Origin of the sequence: Salmonella enterica subsp. arizonae (genome assembly GCF_008692845.1) — a bacterium.
GTDB lineage: Bacteria > Pseudomonadota > Gammaproteobacteria > Enterobacterales > Enterobacteriaceae > Salmonella > Salmonella arizonae.
On record NZ_VXJW01000005.1, the window covers coordinates 201,587 to 221,603 of the forward strand.

Annotated in this window: 16 protein-coding genes and 1 pseudogene; 14 read left to right on the forward strand and 3 right to left on the reverse strand. The window is 53.8% G+C overall.

Translation table 11 applies throughout. The features are described 5' to 3' along the window. Positions 1-2: 2 nt before the first annotated feature. The 3 genes from leuB to leuL form a co-directional block, all read right to left on the reverse strand. On the reverse strand, positions 3-1,094 hold the full coding sequence (leuB, locus tag F4V61_RS11795) for a 3-isopropylmalate dehydrogenase (protein ID WP_000042339.1): 1,092 nt from the start codon (positions 1,092-1,094) through the stop codon (positions 3-5). Continuing rightward, positions 1,094-2,665, reverse strand: a complete 1,572-nt coding sequence (gene leuA, locus F4V61_RS11800; RefSeq protein ID WP_000082805.1) for a 2-isopropylmalate synthase — start codon at positions 2,663-2,665, stop codon at positions 1,094-1,096. The genes leuB and leuA overlap by 1 nt, the downstream gene beginning before the upstream one ends. An 88-nt stretch (positions 2,666-2,753) precedes the next feature. After that, positions 2,754-2,840, reverse strand: a complete 87-nt coding sequence (gene leuL, locus F4V61_RS11805; protein ID WP_038396974.1) for a leu operon leader peptide — start codon at positions 2,838-2,840, stop codon at positions 2,754-2,756. Between the two features lie 645 nt (positions 2,841-3,485). Between leuL and leuO the strand changes: the two are divergent. From leuO to murG, 14 genes and pseudogenes are all read left to right on the forward strand, one after another. Continuing rightward, a pseudogene (leuO, locus tag F4V61_RS11810) lies at positions 3,486-4,430 on the forward strand (transcriptional regulator LeuO). Positions 4,431-4,750: 320 nt separating this feature from the next. Further along, on the forward strand, positions 4,751-6,475 hold the full coding sequence (gene ilvI / locus F4V61_RS11815) for an acetolactate synthase 3 large subunit (protein ID WP_167670657.1): 1,725 nt from the start codon (positions 4,751-4,753) through the stop codon (positions 6,473-6,475). A 2-nt stretch (positions 6,476-6,477) separates the two neighbouring features. Next, positions 6,478-6,969: an acetolactate synthase small subunit gene (gene ilvN / locus F4V61_RS11820; protein WP_058344702.1), complete on the forward strand. Its 492-nt coding sequence runs from the start codon at positions 6,478-6,480 to the stop codon at positions 6,967-6,969. A gap of 198 nt (positions 6,970-7,167) precedes the next feature. After that, the gene (gene cra, locus F4V61_RS11825; RefSeq protein WP_000762413.1) at positions 7,168-8,172 is read left to right on the forward strand and encodes a catabolite repressor/activator; all 1,005 of its coding nucleotides are present in this window, start codon (positions 7,168-7,170) and stop codon (positions 8,170-8,172) included. A gap of 607 nt (positions 8,173-8,779) precedes the next feature. Next, positions 8,780-9,238 carry a division/cell wall cluster transcriptional repressor MraZ gene (gene mraZ, locus F4V61_RS11830; RefSeq protein WP_000488295.1) on the forward strand — a complete coding sequence of 153 codons (459 nt, stop codon included), beginning with the start codon at positions 8,780-8,782 and terminating at the stop codon, positions 9,236-9,238. Position 9,239: 1 nt separating this feature from the next. Then, entirely contained in the window at positions 9,240-10,181 is a 942-nt protein-coding gene (gene rsmH, locus F4V61_RS11835; RefSeq protein WP_058344656.1) for a 16S rRNA (cytosine(1402)-N(4))-methyltransferase RsmH, read from the forward strand. Continuing rightward, positions 10,178-10,543, forward strand: coding sequence for a cell division protein FtsL (gene ftsL / locus F4V61_RS11840; protein ID WP_000625665.1), 366 nt, complete (start codon positions 10,178-10,180; stop codon positions 10,541-10,543). Before rsmH ends, ftsL begins: the two co-directional genes overlap by 4 nt. A 152-nt stretch (positions 10,544-10,695) precedes the next feature. Beyond that, on the forward strand, positions 10,696-12,450 hold the full coding sequence (ftsI, locus tag F4V61_RS11845) for a peptidoglycan glycosyltransferase FtsI (RefSeq protein ID WP_000196921.1): 1,755 nt from the start codon (positions 10,696-10,698) through the stop codon (positions 12,448-12,450). Further along, positions 12,437-13,924 (forward strand): UDP-N-acetylmuramoyl-L-alanyl-D-glutamate--2,6-diaminopimelate ligase, encoded by a 1,488-nt coding sequence (gene murE, locus F4V61_RS11850; RefSeq protein WP_058344657.1) that lies wholly within the window; start codon positions 12,437-12,439, stop codon positions 13,922-13,924. The genes ftsI and murE overlap by 14 nt, the downstream gene beginning before the upstream one ends. Then, a complete protein-coding gene (murF, locus tag F4V61_RS11855) occupies positions 13,921-15,279 on the forward strand; it encodes a UDP-N-acetylmuramoyl-tripeptide--D-alanyl-D-alanine ligase (RefSeq protein WP_000626641.1) in 1,359 nt (452 codons plus the stop codon). Before murE ends, murF begins: the two co-directional genes overlap by 4 nt. After that, positions 15,273-16,355, forward strand: a complete 1,083-nt coding sequence (gene mraY, locus F4V61_RS11860) for a phospho-N-acetylmuramoyl-pentapeptide-transferase (RefSeq protein ID WP_000964138.1) — start codon at positions 15,273-15,275, stop codon at positions 16,353-16,355. The genes murF and mraY overlap by 7 nt, the downstream gene beginning before the upstream one ends. A gap of 2 nt (positions 16,356-16,357) precedes the next feature. Next, positions 16,358-17,674, forward strand: coding sequence for a UDP-N-acetylmuramoyl-L-alanine--D-glutamate ligase (gene murD / locus F4V61_RS11865; protein WP_000796495.1), 1,317 nt, complete (start codon positions 16,358-16,360; stop codon positions 17,672-17,674). Next, on the forward strand, positions 17,674-18,918 hold the full coding sequence (gene ftsW / locus F4V61_RS11870) for a cell division protein FtsW (protein ID WP_001239804.1): 1,245 nt from the start codon (positions 17,674-17,676) through the stop codon (positions 18,916-18,918). The genes murD and ftsW overlap by 1 nt, the downstream gene beginning before the upstream one ends. Next, the gene (murG, locus tag F4V61_RS11875) at positions 18,915-19,982 is read left to right on the forward strand and encodes an undecaprenyldiphospho-muramoylpentapeptide beta-N-acetylglucosaminyltransferase (RefSeq protein ID WP_080160908.1); all 1,068 of its coding nucleotides are present in this window, start codon (positions 18,915-18,917) and stop codon (positions 19,980-19,982) included. The genes ftsW and murG overlap by 4 nt, the downstream gene beginning before the upstream one ends. Positions 19,983-20,017: the final 35 nt, after the last annotated feature.

Sequence of the window (20,017 nt, forward strand, 5' to 3'; positions counted from 1 at the left end):
GATTACACCCCTTCTGCGACATAGCGGGCGATAATATCGCCCATCTCATCGGTACTGACCGCGGCAGCGCCCCGCGCTAAATCATAGGTAGCGATGCCTTCTTCTAATGCGCGATTGATCGCCTGTTCAATGGCCGTTGCCGCCTCATCGGCGTCCAGGCTGTAGCGCAGCAGCAACGCCAGCGACAGGATCTGCGCAATGGGATTGGCGATATTTTTCCCGGCGATATCCGGCGCGGAGCCGCCAGCCGGTTCATACAGGCCAAACCCTTGCTCGTTCAGGCTGGCGGAGGGCAACATCCCCATTGAGCCGGTGATCATGGCGCATTCGTCGGACAGAATGTCGCCGAACAGATTAGAGCACAGCAGTACGTCAAACTGCGACGGGTCTTTAATCAACTGCATGGTGGCGTTATCGATATACATGTGCGTCAGTTCCACATCGGGATACGCTTTCGCGACGTCATTGACGATCTCACGCCACAGGATAGAGCTTTGCAGTACGTTGGCTTTATCAATAGAGGTGACTTTACGGCGGCGTTTACGCGCCGATTCAAAGGCGATACGGGCAATGCGCTCGATCTCAAAGCGGTGATAAACTTCGGTATCAAAGGCTTTTTCGTACTGACCGCTGCCTTCGCGGCCTTTTGGCTGGCCGAAATAGATCCCGCCGGTCAGCTCGCGCACGCACAGGATATCGAAACCGTTAGCGGCGATATCGGCGCGCAACGGGCAAAATGCTTCCAGTCCCTGATACAGTTTCGCCGGACGCAGGTTACTGAATAATTTGAAATGCTTGCGCAGCGGCAGCAGGGCGCCGCGCTCCGGCTGGCTTTCCGGGGGCAAATTTTCCCATTTCGGGCCGCCGACGGAGCCAAACAGAACGGCATCCGCCTGCTCACACCCTTCAACGGTGGCTTTCGGCAGTGGATGACCATGATTGTCGATAGCAATACCGCCGACGTCATAGCGGCTGGTGGTAATACGCATATCAAAACGGCTGCGTACCGCATCCATGACTTTCAGGGCTTGCGCCATGACTTCCGGGCCGATGCCGTCGCCCGGCAATACGGCAATATGATAGTTCTTCGACATTACACGATTTCCTTGTTGTTCTCTTTATTGTGAGCTTTGCGTTGCAATTCTTTTTCAACTTCGGCGGCGCGCCAGATATTGTTCAGTACGTGCACCATCGCTTTGGCGGAGGATTCGACGATATCCGTCGCCAGCCCGACGCCGTGGAAGCGGCGACCATGATGGTTCACTACGATATCGACCTGACCCAGCGCGTCTTTGCCCTGGCCTTTGGCGTTCAGGTCGTATTTAACCAACTCAACGTCGTAGCCGGTAATGCGGTTAATCGCCTGGTAAATCGCGTCAACCGGGCCGTTACCGTTGGCGGCTTCGGCTTTGGTTTCTTCACCACAGGCCAGTTTCACGGAGGCGGTGGCGATATCGCTGGAGCCCGACTGCACGCTGAAATAGTCCAGGCGGAAATGCTCTGGTTCTTCCTGCTGCTTATTAATGAACGCCAGCGCCTCCAGGTCATAGTCAAACACCTGGCCTTTTTTATCCGCCAGCTTCAGGAACGCGTCGTACAGGCGATCCAGGTTATAATCGCTTTCTTGATACCCCATCTCTTCCATACGGTGTTTTACCGCGGCGCGGCCGGAACGGGAGGTCAGATTCAACTGCACCTGATTCAGACCGATGGACTCCGGGGTCATGATTTCATAGTTTTCGCGGTTCTTGAGGACGCCGTCCTGGTGGATGCCGGAAGAGTGAGCGAAAGCGCCGCTGCCGACAATCGCTTTGTTGGTCGGAATTGGCATATTACAGATTTGGCTGACGGTCTGGCTGGTGCGCCAGATTTCGTGGTGATTGATGTTGGTGTGTACGTTCATAATGTCTTTGCGCACTTTAATCGCCATGATGACCTCTTCCAGCGCGCAGTTACCGGCGCGTTCGCCGATACCGTTCATTGCGCCTTCAACCTGACGCGCGCCCGCATGTACCGCCGCCAGCGAATTACCTACCGCTAACCCTAAGTCGTCGTGGGTGTGAACGGAGATGATGGCATTGTCGATATTGGGGACACGTTCATACAGACCGGAAATGATTCGCGCGAACTCAAACGGCATGGTATAGCCTACGGTATCGGGAATATTGATGGTTCTCGCGCCGGCGTTTATGGCGGCTTCCACCACGCGTGCCAGATCGTTAACAGGCGTCCGGCCGGCATCTTCGCAGGAGAACTCCACGTCATCAGTGTAATTACGCGCACGCTTAACCATGTATACCGCGCGTTCGATGACCTCATCCAGCGTGCTGCGCAGTTTGGTGGCGATGTGCATTGGCGAGGTGGCGATAAAAGTATGGATACGAAACGCGTCGGCGACCTTCAGCGCCTGTGCCGCGACGTCGATGTCTTTTTCTACACAACGCGCCAGGGCGCAAACGCGGCTATTTTTGATGATGCGCGCGATGGTTTGTACGGACTCAAAATCACCCGGAGAAGAGACCGGGAAGCCCACTTCCATGACATCAACGCCCATACGCTCAAGGGCCAGGGCAATCTGCAGCTTCTCTTTTGCGCTCAGGCTGGCCTGTAACGCTTGTTCGCCGTCGCGTAAGGTCGTATCGAAAATAATGACTTGCTGGCTCATGATGTGGTCCTTGTCTCCTGGGGCGCCTTGCGTCAGGCATAAAAAAACCCGCGCAACGGCGCGGGTTTTTGTTTGACTTCGAGCTGACTTAATGCTGAATGCCGCCCACCCGTCTACCGCGCACAGAAAATGCGTTTAGTAGTAGTAGCCCGGTGAAACGAACGATATGTGACATTAATTCAACTCCAGCGAATGCGATATGCTTTTAGTGGTACTGGATATGACGTTTGATGTCAACTCTGATTGCTGCCGCCATTGCATTTTGTGGGCGATATCCGGAGACGTACTTTAGCTAATTGTGCTGGGCTTTGCGTCCAATAAAGGATAAAAGAACGGGTAGATATTCATACTTTTCATTATTTGAAATATTTAGGCATTTTTGTTTGCAAATTGGTTAGGAGAGTGGCCTGCTAAAGGTTTAGTATATCTTTTTGATTTATTTTATATTTTAACAAATAACCGTGTTTACTTAATGAATAAGGATAAAGTTATTGATAAATTAATGTTAACTTTTTCGGTGTTAATAATATAAACATTTAATTGAAGCTTAAATTATCATTCACTTGGCGTATGATTGTCTATTTGTCATGGTTATGGTTATATTGCTTTCGTAATTTAAACATTATGAATCGCGATGATGTGGCTCAGGACACATTACGTTTGCGCTGGCATTCTATTTGTCTATGTCAGCGTCTTTATGTTTTCCGAATTTTAACGCTTTCCCTTTTTCTTATTTTATATGCATGGTAAATCATATTTTCAGGAATTATTTCTGCTTTCAGCCAGAAAAAGGGAGTTAAGCGTGACAGTGGAGTTAAATATGCCAGAGGTCAAAACCGAAAAGCCGCATCTTTTAGAGATGGGTAAACCGCAGCTTCGCATGGTTGATTTGAACCTATTGACTGTGTTCGATGCGGTGATGCAAGAGCAGAATATTACGCGCGCCGCCCATACGCTGGGAATGTCTCAGCCTGCGGTCAGTAACGCCGTGGCACGTCTGAAGGTGATGTTTAATGACGAACTATTTGTTCGTTATGGACGAGGAATTCAGCCGACTGCCCGCGCATTTCAGCTATTTGGTTCAGTCCGCTAGGCGTTGCAATTGGTACAAAATGAATTACCGGGATCGGGGTTTGAGCCGATCAGCAGCGAACGTGTATTCAACCTTTGCGTGTGCAGTCCGCTGGATAATATCCTGACGTCACTGATTTATAATCGCGTAGAACAAATTGCGCCGAATATTCATCTCGTTTTTAAAGCTTCGTTGAATCAGAATACCGAGCATCAGCTACGCTATCAGGAGACCGAATTCGTTATTAGCTATGAAGAATTCCGTCGTCCTGAATTTACCAGCGTACCGCTATTTAAAGATGAAATGGTTTTAGTCGCCAGCCGGAAACATCCGCGTATTAGCGGCCCACTGTTAGAAAGTGATGTTTATAATGAACAACATGCGGTTGTTTCTCTCGAACGTTATGCTTCATTTAGTCAGCCATGGTATGACACGCCGGATAAACAGTCGAGCGTGGCTTATCAGGGCATGGCGCTTATCAGCGTTCTGAATGTAGTTTCGCAGACACATTTGGTCGCCATTGCCCCGCGCTGGCTGGCGGAGGAGTTTGCGGAGTCGCTGGATCTGCAAATACTACCGTTGCCTTTAAAACTGAATAGCCGGACATGCTACCTTACCTGGCATGAAGCGGCTGGGCGCGATAAAGGGCACCAATGGATGGAAGAGTTATTAGTCTCTGTTTGTAAGCGATAAAGACGGGCAGAATAAATCAGAAATGCCTTCTGGTTTATTCTGCTTTTTAATATATATCAAAAATTTTATGCTAAACTAGCGGTTGACCCTTGTTTTCGCCATTATAAAAAATTGATGAATTGCTGTAAGTCTGCTTTTATAAGCAATTATTTATTACCTGATGTGATTCAGACGGAGTATTTCTCCATTTCCTTTCTTCTTGCTTCCTGATTATTCTGATCTTCTCCCCCGTTACATCATTCCCCCTAATTGTCGGCGTGATAGCGAGCGGTTAAGGTGTCCGTCAAACCGTGATGACAAGTGTAAAGTGGAGGCAAGCCGTGGAGATGTTGTCTGGAGCCGAGATGGTTGTGCGATCGCTTATCGATCAAGGCGTGAAGCAGGTGTTCGGCTACCCTGGGGGCGCAGTGCTTGATATTTATGATGCGCTACATACCGTCGGGGGAATCGATCATGTTCTGGTTCGTCACGAGCAGGCCGCGGTGCATATGGCGGATGGTCTGGCGCGAGCCACTGGCGATATTGGCGTGGTGCTGGTGACTTCCGGGCCGGGGGCGACCAATGCGATTACCGGGATTGCTACGGCCTATATGGATTCTATTCCGCTAGTGATTCTTTCCGGCCAGGTCGCTACCTCATTGATTGGCTACGATGCCTTTCAGGAATGCGACATGGTGGGGATTTCCCGACCGGTGGTCAAACATAGCTTCCTGGTCAAACATACGGAAGATATTCCTCAGGTACTCAAAAAAGCCTTCTGGCTGGCGGCAAGCGGGCGTCCCGGACCTGTGGTCGTGGATTTGCCGAAAGATATTCTGAATCCGGCGAAAAAAATGCCGTATGCCTGGCCGGAAACGGTCAGTATGCGCTCTTACAATCCCACAACGTCAGGACATAAAGGACAAATTAAACGTGCGCTGCAAACGCTGGCGTCGGCGAAACAACCGGTGGTTTATGTGGGGGGAGGGGCGATAAGCGCGGCCTGCTACGCGCCGCTGCGCCAAATAATCGAAACCTTCAACTTGCCAGTCGTCTCTTCGTTAATGGGGATTGGCGCGTTTCCTGCGACTCATCGCCAGTCGTTAGGGATGCTGGGAATGCATGGCACTTATGAAGCCAATATGACCATACATAACGCCGACGTGATTTTTGCCGTCGGCGTACGATTTGACGACCGGGCGACGAATAATCTTGCTAAATATTGTCCGAACGCGACGGTATTGCACATCGATATTGACCCGACGTCTATATCCAAAACGATTAACGCTGATATCCCGGTGGTAGGCGATGCCCGTGTGGTACTGGAACAAATGCTGGAGCTCCTGGTGCAGGATACGCCGTCTCAGCCGCGGGATGATATTCGCGACTGGTGGCAGCAGATAGAGCGCTGGCGTGCCCGTCAGTGCCTGAAATATGACGCGGAAAGCGAAAGCATTAAACCCCAGGCGGTGATTGAAACCCTCTGGCGTCTGACGAAGGGCGACGCGTACGTGACGTCCGATGTAGGACAACACCAGATGTTTGCCGCTCTCTACTACCCGTTCGATAAACCACGTCGCTGGATTAATTCCGGCGGGCTCGGCACGATGGGCTTTGGCCTACCGGCTGCGCTGGGCGTTAAAATGGCCCTGCCGAAAGAAATGGTGGTCTGCGTGACCGGCGATGGCAGTATACAGATGAATATTCAGGAGCTGTCGACAGCCTTACAGTATGAACTGCCGGTGCTGGTTCTGAACCTGAACAACCGTTATCTGGGGATGGTGAAACAGTGGCAGGATATGATCTATTCTGGTCGTCATTCTCAGTCTTATATGCAGTCATTGCCGGATTTTGTGCGCCTGGCGGAAGCATATGGCCATGTCGGGCTGCAGATTAACCGTCCGGATGAGCTGGAAAGTAAACTCAGCGAAGCCCTTGAGCATGTGCGTAATAACCGGTTGGTGTTCGTCGATGTCACCGTTGATGGCAGCGAGCATGTCTATCCGATGCAGATTCGCGGGGGCGGGATGGACGAAATGTGGTTAAGCAAAACGGAGAGGACCTGATGATGCGCCGGATTTTATCGGTATTACTGGAAAACGAATCTGGGGCGTTATCGCGGGTTATCGGCCTCTTTTCGCAACGCGGATATAATATTGAAAGCCTGACCGTCGCGCCGACAGACGATCCGACGTTGTCGCGCATGACTATCCAGACGGTAGGCGATGAAAAAGTGCTTGAGCAAATTGAAAAGCAACTGCACAAGCTGGTTGATGTGCTGCGCGTCAGCGAGCTGGGTCAGGGAGCGCACGTTGAGCGGGAAATCATGCTGGTGAAAATCCAGGCCAGCGGCTACGGACGGGAAGAGGTGAAGCGTAATACGGAAATTTTCCGTGGTCAGATTATTGATGTCACGCCAACGCTGTATACCGTTCAACTGGCGGGCACCAGCGATAAACTGGATGCTTTTCTGGCCTCGCTGCGCGAGGTGGCGAAAATTGTTGAAGTGGCGCGTTCAGGCGTCGTAGGGCTTTCACGCGGCGATAAGATTATGCGCTGACCTGGTTTGCCGGCTGTCTGCCGACAAGAATTATCATCCCCAACCCAACATCACCGGTTGGGCTTTTTTTTTGCGAAATCCGTGGTAACCCGGAATAAAAGCGGTTGCCGGAGTGATCAATCTGCGCTTAGATGTTAACGATTTTAACCCATGCCGTCATAAAGGTTATGGTTTGTACAATTTACACAAGGGGCAATTGTGAAACTGGATGAAATCGCTCGGCTGGCCGGTGTCTCGCGCACAACTGCAAGCTACGTTATAAACGGTAAAGCGAAGCAATACCGCGTGAGCGACAAAACCGTAGAAAAAGTCATGGCGGTGGTGCGTGAGCACAATTACCATCCTAATGCTGTGGCTGCCGGGCTACGTGCTGGACGCACACGTTCCATTGGTCTGGTGATCCCGGACCTTGAAAACACGAGCTACACCCGTATTGCAAACTATCTTGAGCGCCAGGCGCGCCAGCGTGGCTACCAACTGCTGATCGCCTGTTCTGAAGATCAGCCGGATAACGAAATGCGTTGCATTGAGCATCTATTACAACGGCAGGTGGATGCAATCATCGTTTCAACCTCGTTACCGCCGGAGCATCCCTTCTATCAGCGCTGGGCCAACGATTCGTTCCCCATCGTCGCGCTTGACCGGGCGCTGGATCGCGAACATTTCACCAGCGTGGTCGGAGCGGATCAGGATGATGCCGAGATGCTGGCGGAGGAGTTGCGTAAATTCCCGGCGGAAACGGTGCTTTATTTGGGGGCGCTGCCGGAGTTGTCCGTCAGCTTCCTGCGCGAGCAGGGGTTCCGCACCGCATGGAAAGACGATCCGCGGGAGGTGAATTTCTTATATGCCAACAGCTATGAACGCGAAGCCGCTGCGCAGCTATTTGAGAAATGGCTGGAAACGCATCCTATGCCGCAGGCGCTCTTTACCACGTCGTTCGCGCTATTACAGGGCGTGATGGACGTTACGCTGCGGCGCGATGGAAAATTGCCCTCGGATTTGGCGATTGCGACCTTCGGCGATCATGAGCTACTGGATTTTCTGCAATGCCCGGTGCTGGCGGTAGCGCAGCGTCATCGTGATGTTGCGGAGCGTGTGCTGGAGATTGTACTGGCAAGCCTTGATGAGCCGCGTAAGCCGAAGCCGGGCTTAACGCGTATTCGGCGTAACCTATATCGTCGTGGCATTCTGAGCCGTAGTTAACGGAGCGGCGGCAAAAGATAATCTCTTCTGCCGCCGTCAAACAAAAAGCGTATTAGTAAAAATAACCCTCGAATAATTAAGATTATTCCTTAAAATTATCCGAAAATTGTTTTTTATTTCCTTTCTTTTGTCTGAAATTGTCTGCATTCCGGTAATGAAGACGTAACGAGTGTTTTCCTTTGTCTTGTTTTGTTACAAGCATGCAAGAAATTGTCGAATTAACAGCCACTTTTTTCACTCTGGTGCGATAGTCGCCCGTAGACGCTGGTATAGCAGGCGCCTGGCACGTTAAGCAGGCACTGTTAACACAGTGCAATATGTCCTAAAATGCCGCTCGCGTCGCAAACTGACACTTTATATTTTTCTCGGATTATATTGAGTCCGTTTTAAACGGTGGTGGGTCTTTGGTTTTTTTCTTACAAATATTCATAACGTTAATTTGTCTGGCGCGCTGGACGGAAATTAATCAACGCGGATATTCGCTATAAACATTGGCTTTTTTACTTCGGTAAGCGTTGTGACTCGCTTGACAAGCTTTTCCTCCGCTCCGTAAACTCCTTCGAGTGGGAATTTGTGGGATAAAGTGGTGGAAAGGGGTGAGACTGGCATGTTCCGGGGGGCAACGTTAGTCAATCTCGACAGTAAAGGGCGCCTGACCGTGCCGACCCGTTATCGGGAGCAACTGATCGAGAGCGCTACCGGTCAAATGGTATGTACCATTGACATCCATCACCCATGTCTACTGCTTTACCCCCTGCCTGAATGGGAAATTATTGAGCAAAAGTTATCTCGTCTGTCGAGCATGAACCCGGTAGAACGTCGCGTACAGCGTTTACTGTTGGGCCATGCCAGCGAATGTCAGATGGATGGTGCAGGTCGATTACTGATCGCGCCAGTTCTACGGCAACATGCCGGACTGACGAAAGAAGTGATGCTGGTTGGACAGTTCAACAAATTTGAGCTGTGGGATGAAACGACCTGGTATCAACAGGTCAGGGAAGATATCGACGCTGAACAGTCAGCTACCGAAACGTTGTCGGAGCGGCTGCAGGACTTGTCTCTATAAGATGATGGAAAATTTTAAACACACCACGGTACTGTTGGATGAAGCCGTTAATGGTCTAAATATTCGTCCGGATGGTATCTATATTGATGGCACATTTGGTCGCGGCGGCCACTCGCGCCTGATCCTCTCGCAACTAGGCGAAGAGGGGCGCTTGCTGGCGATCGATCGCGATCCGCAGGCGATCGCCGTTGCGCAGGCCATTAATGATCCTCGCTTCTCCATCATTCATGGACCTTTTTCCGCGTTGGCTGATTATGTAGCCGAGCGCGAGCTTACCGGTAAGATTGACGGAATTCTTCTTGATCTTGGCGTCTCCTCTCCGCAGCTTGACGATGCGGAGCGCGGTTTTTCATTTATGCGCGACGGTCCGCTGGATATGCGAATGGATCCGACGCGCGGCCAGTCTGCCGCCGAGTGGTTACAAACGGCGGAAGAGGCGGATATTGCCTGGGTGCTGAAAACATTCGGCGAGGAGCGTTTTGCCAAACGTATTGCTCGCGCCATTGTTGAGCGCAATCGCGAACAGCCGATGACCCGTACCAAAGAGCTGGCGGAAGTGGTTGCGGCGGCGACCCCGGTAAAAGACAAATTCAAACATCCCGCGACCCGTACCTTCCAGGCGGTGCGCATCTGGGTAAACAGTGAACTGGAGGAGATAGAGCAGGCGCTAAAAAGCTCGCTCAGCGTACTGGCCCCAGGCGGGCGGCTTTCAATCATCAGTTTCCACTCGCTGGAAGACCGTATTGTGAAACGCTTTATGCGTGAGCAAAGCCGCGGTCCGCGGGTGCCGGCCGGATTACCGATGACGGAAGCGCAGCTCAAAAAACTGGGCGGTCGTGAGTTACGAGCGTTAGGCAAGTTGATGCCGGGTGAAAAAGAGGTAGCTGAAAATCCTCGGGCCCGTAGTTCAGTTCTGCGTATCGCAGAGAGGACGAACGCATGATCAGCAGAGTGACAGAAGCCCTAAGCAAAGTGAAGGGATCGCCAGGAATCACCAACCGCCATGCCTTGCCTGGCGTGATCGGTGACGATCTTTTGCGGTTCGGGAAGCTGCCACTCTGCTTGTTCATTTGCATCATTTTAACGGCGGTGACGGTGGTAACGACGGCGCACCATACTCGCTTGCTCACCGCGCAGCGTGAGCAACTGGTTCTGGAGCGCGATGCATTGGACATTGAGTGGCGCAACCTGATCCTTGAAGAAAACGCGCTCGGCGATCACAGCCGGGTGGAGCGGATCGCAACGGAAAAGTTGCAAATGCAGCATGTTGATCCGTCCCAAGAAAATATCGTAGTGCAAAAATAAGGATAAACGCGACGCATGAAAGCAGCGGTAAAAACGCTATACGTGAAAGCATTCATGGTGCATCAAGGCGGCAAGCACATGAATCCTCAGGAGCTTACTCAGGTAAGTGACTGGGGCCGGTGCGCGCAGTCAACGCAGAGGCTACTTGAAGGATGACGCGTATAAATTCGAAACGCCAGGAAGAACAGACCAACTTCATCAGTTGGCGTTTTGCGTTGCTTTGCGGCTGTATTTTACTGGCGCTGGTTTTTTTACTTGGGCGCGCGGCGTGGCTACAGATTATCGCCCCGGATATGCTGGTGCGTCAGGGCGATATGCGTTCATTGCGTGTTCAGGAAGTCTCCACCTCACGCGGTATGATTACCGACCGTTCCGGGCGTCCACTGGCGGTCAGCGTACCGGTTAAGGCGATCTGGGCCGATCCGAAAGAAGTTCATGACGCCGGCGGCATCAGCGTCGGCGATCGCTGGAAAGCGCTTTCCACCGCGCTCAATATCCCGCTCGATCAGCTCTCCGCCCGTATCAACGCCAACCCGAAAGGGCGTTTTATTTATCTGGCGCGTCAGGTGAATCCTGACATGGCGGACTACATCAAAAAACTCAAACTGCCGGGTATTCATTTGCGTGAAGAATCACGCCGCTACTACCCGTCAGGAGAAGTAACCGCTCACCTCATCGGTTTTACCAACGTCGATAGTCAGGGAATTGAAGGCGTTGAAAAGAGCTTCGATAAGTGGCTTACCGGTCAGCCTGGCGAGCGAATCGTGCGTAAAGACCGCTATGGTCGCGTGATAGAGGATATCTCCTCCACTGACAGCCAGGCTGCGCACAACCTGGCGTTAAGCATTGATGAACGCTTACAGGCGCTGGTTTACCGCGAGCTGAACAACGCGGTGGCGTTTAACAAGGCGGAATCCGGTAGCGCGGTGCTGGTCGATGTCAATACCGGTGAAGTGCTGGCGATGGCCAACAGCCCTTCTTATAACCCCAACAACCTTGCCGGTACGCCGAAAGACGCGATGCGTAACCGCACCATCACCGACGTGTTTGAACCGGGTTCTACGGTTAAGCCGATGGTGGTGATGACCGCGCTTCAGCGCGGTATCGTCAACGAAAATACGGTGTTGAATACCGTTCCATACCGAATTAACGGCCACGAAATCAAAGACGTGGCGCGCTACAGCGAATTAACCCTGACCGGGGTTCTACAGAAGTCGAGTAACGTCGGCGTATCCAAACTGGCGTTAGCGATGCCGTCCTCAGCGTTAGTAGATACTTACTCACGTTTTGGGCTAGGAAAGGCGACCAATTTGGGGTTGGTCGGAGAACGCAGTGGCTTATATCCTCAAAAACAACGGTGGTCCGACATAGAGAGGGCCACCTTCTCTTTCGGCTACGGGCTAATGGTAACGCCGTTACAGTTAGCGCGAGTCTATGCAACGATCGGCAGCTATGGCATTTATCGCCCGCTGTCGATTACCAAAGTCGATCCGCCTGTACCCGGCGAACGCATATTTCCTGAATCCACCGTGCGCACCGTGGTGCATATGATGGAAAGCGTGGCGCTGCCTGGCGGCGGCGGCGTGAAGGCGGCAATTAAAGGCTACCGTATCGCTATCAAAACCGGTACGGCGAAAAAAGTGGGGCCGGACGGTCGCTACATCAACAAATATATTGCTTATACCGCAGGCGTAGCGCCTGCGAGTCAGCCGCGCTTCGCGCTGGTAGTTGTAATCAACGATCCGCAGGCGGGTAAATACTACGGCGGCGCCGTTTCCGCGCCGGTGTTTGGTGCCATCATGGGCGGCGTTCTGCGCACCATGAACATCGAACCGGATGCGCTGGCAACGGGCGAAAAAAATGAATTTGTAATTAATCAAGGCGAGGGAACAGGTGGCAGATCGTAATTTGCGCGACCTTCTTGCTCCGTGGGTGGCTGGACTACCCGCGCGAGAACTGCGAGAGATGACGCTCGACAGCCGTGTGGCTGCGGCGGGCGATCTCTTTGTGGCAGTGGTGGGTCATCAGGCGGACGGGCGTCGATATATCCCGCAGGCGATAGCGCAAGGCGTAGCTGCCATTATTGCAGAGGCGAGAGACGAGGCGACCGACGGTGAGATTCGCGAAATGCACGGCGTACCGGTCGTCTATCTCAGCCAGCTCAATGAGCGTTTATCGGCGCTGGCGGGCCGCTTTTACCACGAGCCATCTGAAAACATGCGTCTGGTGGCGGTGACCGGCACCAACGGCAAGACCACCACCACCCAACTGCTGGCGCAGTGGAGCCAGTTGCTCGGCGAAACCAGCGCGGTGATGGGAACGGTAGGCAACGGACTGTTGGGCAAAGTGATCCCGACGGAGAACACAACCGGTTCCGCTGTGGATGTTCAGCATGTGCTGGCCAGTCTGGTTGCGCAGGGCGCGACCTTCGGCGCGATGGAAGTCTCTTCTCACGGCCTGGTGCAGCATCGCGTGGCGGCGCTGAAATTTGCTGCCTCCGTATTTACTAATTTGAGCCGCGACCATCTCGACTATCATGGCGATATGGCGCATTACGAGGCGGCAAAATGGATGCTTTATTCAACTCACCATCACGGGCAGGCAATCGTCAACGCCGATGATGAAGTTGGACGCCGCTGGCTGGCGTCGCTACCCGATGCGGTCGCAGTATCGATGGAAGGGCATATCAATCCTAACTGTCACGGCCGTTGGCTGAAAGCGGAGGCGGTGGACTACCACGACCGCGGAGCGACGATTCGTTTTGCTTCAAGCTGGGGTGAAGGCGAAATAGAAAGCCGCCTGATGGGCGCGTTTAACGTCAGCAACTTACTGCTGGCGTTGGCGACGCTGCTGGCGCTGGGCTATCCGTTAACGGATTTGCTGAAAACCGCCGCGCGTTTGCAGCCGGTTTGCGGGCGGATGGAAGTCTTTAGCGCGCCAGGCAAAGCCACTGTCGTTGTCGATTACGCGCACACGCCTGATGCGCTGGAAAAAGCGTTGCAGGCGGCGCGTCTGCACTGCGCCGGAAAATTATGGTGCGTCTTTGGCTGTGGCGGGGATCGTGACAAAGGTAAGCGCCCACTCATGGGGGCCATTGCCGAAGAGTTCGCGGATATCGTCGTGGTGACTGACGATAACCCGCGTACCGAGGAGCCGCGCGCCATTATCAACGATATTCTGGCTGGAATGCTGGACGCCGGGCAGGTCAGGGTAATGGAAGGCCGCGCTGAGGCGGTAACCAACGCCATTATGCAGGCAAAAGACAATGACGTCGTGCTGATTGCAGGTAAAGGGCACGAGGATTACCAGATTGTCGGCACGCAGCGTCTTGATTATTCAGACCGCGTGACCGCAGCGCGTTTGCTGGGGGTGATCGCATGATTAGCGTAACGCTCAGCAAAATTGCCGATGTCCTTGGCGCCGAACATCGCGGGGCGGATCTCACTCTCGATACGGTCATTACCGATACACGGAAAGTGACGCCGGGATGCCTGTTCGTGGCGCTGAAAGGGGAACGCTTTGATGCGCATGATTTTGCTGATAAAGCAAAAGCGAACGGCGCTGGCGCCCTGCTGGTCAGTCGTCCTCTGGATATCGATCTTCCGCAGGTGATTGTAAAAGACACGCGTCAGGCATTTGGCCAACTGGCCGCCTGGGTACGTATGCAGGTACCGGCGCGGGTGGTGGCGTTAACCGGTTCGTCCGGCAAAACCTCGGTCAAAGAGATGACCGCCGCGATTCTTAGCCAGTGCGGAAATACCCTGTATACCGCAGGCAATTTTAACAACGATATCGGCGTGCCGATAACGCTGCTGCGATTAAACCATGATTATGACTATGCCGTAATCGAATTAGGCGCTAATCACCAGGGCGAAATCGCCTGGACCGTTAGCCTGACGCGCCCGGAAGCGGCGCTGGTCAATAATCTGGCGGCGGCGCATCTGGAAGGCTTCGGCTCGTTAGCCGGCGTGGCGAAAGCGAAAGGCGAAATCTATACCGGTTTGCCTGAGAACGGTATCGCGATTATGAATGCCGATAATAACGATTGGCTAAACTGGCAAAGCATTATTGGCGATCGCCAGGTGTGGCGTTTCTCACCGAATGCGGCAAACAGCGACTTTACCGCCGCGAATATTCACGTTACGTCACATGGTACAGAATTTACCTTGCAAACGCCGAGGGGCAGCATTGATGTACTGCTGCCGCTGCCGGGGCGGCACAATATTGCTAACGCGCTGGCGGCCGCTGCTTTATCAATGGCGGTGGGGGCGACGCTGACGACCATTAAAGCGGGTCTGGCGACGTTAAAAGCCGTGCCTGGACGACTGTTCCCGGTTCAGTTAAGTGAAAACCAACTGGTGCTGGATGACGCTTATAACGCCAACGTCGGTTCAATGACCGCCGCAGTGCAAGTCCTTTCTGAAATGCCAGGCTACCGCGTGCTGGTGGTGGGCGATATGGCTGAACTGGGCGCAGAAAGCGAAGCGTGCCACATCCAGGTTGGCGAGGCCGCAAAAGCGGCGGGTATCGATCGAGTGTTAAGTACCGGAAAACGCAGTCAGGCTATCAGCCACGCCAGCGGCGTTGGCGAACATTTTGCAGATAAAGCCGCGCTGATTGCGCGTTTAAAGGCTCTGCTCCAGGAGCAACCGATGATGACTATTTTAGTGAAAGGATCACGCAGCGCCGCGATGGAAGACGTGGTTCATGCGTTACAGGAGAAAGGTTCATGTTAGTTTGGCTGGCCGAGCATTTGGTCAAATATTATTCCGGCTTTAACGTCTTTTCTTATCTGACGTTTCGCGCCATCGTCAGCCTGCTGACCGCGTTGTTCATCTCTTTATGGATGGGCCCGCGTATGATCGCTCGTCTGCAAAAACTCTCTTTTGGCCAGGTTGTACGTAACGATGGCCCGGAATCGCACTTCAGTAAACGTGGTACGCCGACGATGGGCGGCATCATGATCCTGACAGCGATTGTGATTTCCGTTCTGTTATGGGCTTACCCGTCTAACCCATACGTCTGGTGCGTGCTGGTAGTACTGATTGGCTACGGTATTATCGGTTTTGTCGATGACTACCGCAAAGTGGTGCGTAAAGATACCAAGGGGCTGATTGCGCGCTGGAAATATTTCTGGATGTCGGTTATCGCGCTTGGCGTGGCTTTTGCGCTTTATCTCGTCGGGAAAGACACGCCTGCGACCCAACTGGTGGTACCGTTCTTTAAAGATGTTATGCCGCAATTGGGGCTGTTTTACATCCTGCTGTCCTACTTTGTCATCGTTGGTACGGGTAACGCCGTGAACCTGACAGACGGGCTCGATGGCCTGGCGATTATGCCGACCGTCTTCGTTGCCGCCGGCTTTGCGTTGGTAGCATGGGCGACCGGGAACATGAACTTCGCCAATTATCTGCATATTCCGTATTTACGTCATGCGGGCGAACTGGTGATCGTCTGTACGGCCATTGTCGGCGCGGGATTAGGATTCTTGTGGTTTAACACCTATCCGGCGCAGGTTTTTATGGGCGATGTCGGATCGCTGGCGTTGGGCGGCGCGTTGGGCATTATTGCCGTGCTGTTGCGTCAGGAATTCCTGCTGGTGATTATGGGCGGCGTCTTTGTGGTGGAAACCCTGTCGGTCATCCTGCAGGTGGGTTCTTTCAAATTACGCGGACAGCGTATTTTCCGTATGGCGCCTATCCATCACCATTATGAACTGAAAGGTTGGCCGGAACCGCGCGTGATTGTGCGCTTCTGGATTATTTCGCTGATGCTGGTGCTGATTGGCCTGGCAACGCTGAAGGTACGTTAATCATGGCTGATTACCAGAGCAAAAACGTCGTCATTATCGGTCTGGGCTTAACCGGACTTTCCTGCGTGGATTTTTTCCTCGCCCGCGGCGTCACGCCGCGCGTGATGGATACCCGCGTGACGCCGCCGGGTCTGGATAAACTGCCGCAAGAAATTGAGCGCCACGTTGGCGGCCTGAATGACGAATGGCTATTAGCGGCAGATTTGATTGTCGCCAGCCCTGGCATCGCCCTGGCGAATCCCTCTCTTAGCGCTGCCGCCAGCGCTGGAGTAGAAATTGTCGGCGATATCGAACTGTTTTGCCGCGAAGCGCAGGCGCCGATTGTGGCCATCACCGGCTCGAACGGCAAAAGCACCGTGACCACATTAGTGGGCGAGATGGCGAAGGCGGCGGGCGTCAATGTCGGCGTTGGCGGTAATATCGGACTTCCGGCGCTGATGCTGCTGGATGCCGATCGCGAACTGTACGTGCTTGAACTCTCCAGCTTCCAACTGGAAACCACGTCAAGTTTGCAGGCGGTGGCGGCAACGGTGCTCAATGTCACTGAAGATCATATGGATAGATATCCGTTTGGTCTGCAACAGTACCGGGCAGCGAAACTGAGCGTCTACGAGAATGCGAAAGTGTGCGTGGTGAATGCCGATGACGCGTTGACGATGCCGGTACGCGGCGCCGATGAACGCTGCGTCAGTTTTGGCGTCAATATGGGTGATTATCATCTTAATCGTCAACAGGGTGAAACCTGGTTGCGGGTAAAAGGCGAGAAAGTGCTGAACGTGAAAGAGATGAAGCTTTCCGGCCAGCATAACTATACCAATGCGTTAGCGGCGCTGGCGCTGGCGGATGCCGCTGGTCTGCCGCGCGCCAGCAGTCTGAAGGCGTTGACGACATTTACCGGGCTAGCGCACCGCTTCCAGCTAGCGCTGGAACATAACGGCGTACGTTGGATCAACGATTCGAAAGCGACCAACGTCGGCAGTACCGAAGCGGCGCTAAACGGGTTGCATGTGGACGGCACGCTGCATCTGCTGCTGGGCGGCGACGGTAAGTCGGCAGACTTTTCTTCGCTGGCGCGCTATTTGACTGGCGACCGTATCCGCCTTTACTGTTTTGGGCGCGATGGCGCGCAGCTTGCCGCGCTGCGTCCGGAAATCGCAGAACAGACTGAAACGATGGAAGAGGCGATGCGTTTGCTGGCGCCGCGCGTTCAGTCGGGCGATATGGTGCTACTGTCGCCCGCCTGCGCCAGCCTTGATCAGTTTAAAAGTTTTGAGCAACGGGGCGATGTCTTTACCCGTCTGGCGAAGGAGTTGGGTTGATGCGTTTATCTCTCCCCCGTCTGAGAATGCCGCGCGTACCAGGTTTTGGCCTCCTGGCCTGGCTGTTTGCGGCGCTTAAAGGCTGGGTGATGGCTTCGCGCGATAAAGACGCCGACAGCCTGATCATGTATGACCGCACGCTGCTATGGCTGACCTTCGGGCTGGCGGCGATAGGTTTTGTCATGGTGACGTCGGCCTCCATGCCAGTCGGACAGCGTCTGGCGAACGATCCGTTTTTGTTTGCCAAACGTGATGCGCTCTATATCTTCCTGGCATTTTGTCTGGCGATGGTCACGCTGCGTTTGCCAATGACCTTCTGGCAAAAATACAGCACGACAATGCTAATTGCGTCGATCATTATGCTGCTTATCGTGCTGGTCGTCGGGAGTTCGGTCAACGGGGCATCGCGCTGGATTGCGCTGGGGCCGCTGCGTATTCAGCCTGCGGAGTTTACTAAGTTGTCGTTGTTCTGCTATCTCGCGAACTATCTGGTGCGTAAGGTTGATGAAGTGCGCAACAACCTGCGCGGCTTTTTAAAACCAATGGGCGTGATTCTGGTGCTGGCGGTGTTACTGCTGGCGCAGCCTGACCTCGGGACGGTGGTCGTACTGTTTGTCACCACGCTGGCGATGCTGTTTCTCGCTGGGGCGAAATTATGGCAGTTCATCGCCATTATCGGGATGGGGATATCGGCAGTGATTCTGTTGATCCTCGCTGAACCATATCGTATTCGCCGCGTCACCTCTTTCTGGAACCCTTGGGAAGATCCATTCGGCAGCGGTTATCAGCTAACGCAGTCGTTAATGGCTTTTGGTCGCGGTGAGATATGGGGGCAAGGGCTGGGGAATTCGGTACAGAAACTGGAGTATTTGCCAGAGGCGCACACTGATTTCATCTTCGCCATTATTGGGGAAGAACTGGGTTATATCGGTGTGGTATTGGCGCTTTTAATGGTATTCTTCGTCGCTTTTCGCGCGATGTCGATTGGCCGTAAGGCGCTGCAGATTGACCACCGTTTTTCCGGATTTTTAGCCTGTTCTATCGGTATCTGGTTTAGCTTCCAGGCGCTGGTGAACGTTGGCGCGGCGGCGGGAATGCTACCGACGAAAGGTCTGACGCTGCCGCTGATCAGTTATGGCGGGTCGAGTCTGTTGATTATGTCGACGGCCATTATGTTTTTATTACGTATTGATTATGAAACGCGTCTGGAAAAAGCGCAGGCGTTTACACGAGGTTCTCGATGAGTGGTCAACCGAAGCGGTTAATGGTGATGGCAGGCGGTACCGGCGGACATGTGTTTCCGGGGCTGGCCGTTGCGCACCATTTAATGGCTCAGGGCTGGCAGGTTCGCTGGCTGGGCACCGCCGATCGTATGGAAGCGGATTTAGTGCCGAAGCATGGCATCGACATTGACTTTATTCGGATCTCCGGTCTGCGCGGTAAAGGCGTAAAAGCGCTTCTGGCGGCGCCGCTGCGGATTTTTAACGCCTGGCGGCAGGCGCGGGCGATCATGAAGCGGTTTAAGCCGGATGTCGTGCTGGGAATGGGCGGTTATGTTTCCGGCCCCGGCGGTCTTGCCGCCTGGTCATTGGGTATTCCGGTCGTCCTGCATGAGCAAAACGGTATCGCCGGGCTAACCAATCAGTGGCTGGCCAAAATCGCGACCACGGTGATGCAGGCGTTTCCCGGTGCGTTCCCGAACGCGGAAGTGGTGGGTAACCCGGTGCGTACCGACGTACTGGCGTTGCCGTTGCCGCAGGTGCGTCTGGCCGGTCGTGACGGCCCGATTCGCGTGTTGGTGGTCGGCGGTTCTCAGGGGGCGCGAGTCCTGAACCAGACGCTGCCGCAGGTTGCCGCCAGACTGGGCGATACGGTTACAATCTGGCATCAAAGCGGAAAAGGCGCGCAGCTCACGGCAGAGCAGGCGTATGCCGGGGCGGGACAACCGCAGCATAAGGTAACGGAATTTATCGATGACATGGCCGCCGCCTATGCGTGGGCGGATGTGGTGGTGTGCCGTTCCGGCGCTTTAACAGTGAGCGAGATCGCCGCCGCCGGGTTACCGGCGATATTCGTGCCATTTCAGCATAAAGACAGGCAGCAGTACTGGAATGCGCTGCCGTTAGAAAACGCCGGCGCAGCGAAGATTCTTGAGCAGCCGCAGTTTACTGCGGAAGCGGTCGCCGACACCCTGGCGGGATGGTCGCGAGACACTTTGTTAACAATGGCGGAGCGTGCCCGCGCGGTATCCATTCTGGATGCCACCGAGCGCGTCGCCAGTGAAGTCATCCGGGTTGCCCGGACGTAATTTGTAGCGGTGCCTTTTGCATCGCAGGTTTTTAT